The organism is Rhodococcus sp. IC4_135 (assembly GCF_011602025.1).
GTDB lineage: Bacteria > Actinomycetota > Actinomycetes > Mycobacteriales > Mycobacteriaceae > Rhodococcus_F > Rhodococcus_F baikonurensis.
The window spans coordinates 1-1,369 of record NZ_JAAOLG010000100.1 but is presented as its reverse complement, the minus strand read 5'-3'; the positions used below and the strand labels follow the sequence as shown (position 1 = coordinate 1,369).

1 protein-coding gene is annotated in these 1,369 nt (G+C 60.0%); it reads right to left on the bottom strand.

Annotated elements, in window-relative coordinates:
* Positions 1-39: 39 nt before the first annotated feature.
* Positions 40-1,323, bottom strand: a complete 1,284-nt coding sequence (locus tag G8767_RS35155; protein ID WP_047269195.1) for an IS256 family transposase — start codon at positions 1,321-1,323, stop codon at positions 40-42.
* Positions 1,324-1,369 lie beyond the last annotated feature (46 nt).

Genomic DNA, 1,369 nt, shown 5'->3' with positions numbered 1-1,369 from the left:
GGGTCTGTCCAGAAAACGGTGTAATTGGTTGATTTCTAACTACTTTCGTCCGGCAGACAGCCGTCCGTCGAACGTTATCTCGAAGGCATTCAGTGCTGCCTTCCATCGGTTGGACCAGCGTTGGCGGGCGGTACCTTTGGGATCGAGGCTCATGATGGCCAGATACACGCATTTCAAGGCCGCGGCCTCGGTCGGAAAGTGTCCACGGGCCTTGACAGCCCTGCGGATTCGGGCGTTGACACTCTCGATGGCGTTGGTCGTGTAAATGACCTGCCGGATGGCGTTGTCGAATTGTAGGAACGGCACGAACTCAGCCCAGGCGTTGGTCCAGAGCCTGATGATCGCGGGATAGCGTTTCTCCCATTTGTCACTGAACTCTGCGAATCGGTCGAGCGCGGCCTGCTCCGACGGAGCCGTGTAGACGGGTTTGAGGTCCTTGGCGATATCGGACCAGTCCTTGCGGGAGGCATAGGCGTAGGTGTTACGGAGAAGATGGACCACACAAGTCTGCACGATGGTCTGTGGCCACACTTGCTCGATCGAGTCAGGTAGATGCTTGAGACCGTCGCACACGACGATCAGAACATCCTGCACACCACGGTTTTTCAGCTCGGACAACACCCGAAGCCAGTACTTCGCTCCCTCCCCGTCGCCGTGCTCACCGACCCACAATCCGAGGATGTCGCGGGTGCCGTCGACCGTCACCCCCATCGCGACGTAGATCGGCCGGTTAGCGACGTTGCCCTCGCGAATCTTGACGTGGATGCAGTCGATGAACAACACCGGGTACACAGGGTCCAACGGCCGGTTCTGCCACTCGGCCATGCCTTCCATCACCCGCTCGGTGATCGTCGAGATCGTCTGCTTGGACACATCGGCTCCGTACACCTCGGCCAGGTGTGCAGCGATCTCACCAGTCGTCAAACCCTTGGCCGACAATGAGATCACCATGTCCTCCACGCCCGACAGCCGACGCTGCCGCTTGGCCACGATCTTCGGCTCGAAGGAGGAATCCCGGTCACGGGGCACCTCGAGTTCGACCGGGCCGGCCTCGGTCAACACGTTCTTGGCTCGTCTGCCGTTGCGGGAGTTGCCGCTGCCCCTCCCTGCCGGGTCGCTCTTGCCGTATCCGAGGTGGTCGTCCATCTCGCCTTCGAGCGCGGACTCCACGACTAGCTTGGTCAGCTTCGACAGCAATCCACCATCTCCGGTCAACTGCAGCCCTTCGGCTCGCGCCTGCTCGACCAGCTCTTTGAGCCGCGCATCGCTGATACCCGGCTGAGCCGAGTTCGTCTCTGTCTCACGATCAATCACATCAGTCATAGTGGCGTATCTCCTTTCAGAGTTACACCGTTGTTCTTACAGTCCC

Coding starts and splice junctions, on each gene's coding strand:
- G8767_RS35155 (WP_047269195.1), bottom strand. CDS start 1,323: ATGACTGATGTGATTGATCGTGAGACAGAGACGAACTCGGCTCAGCCG.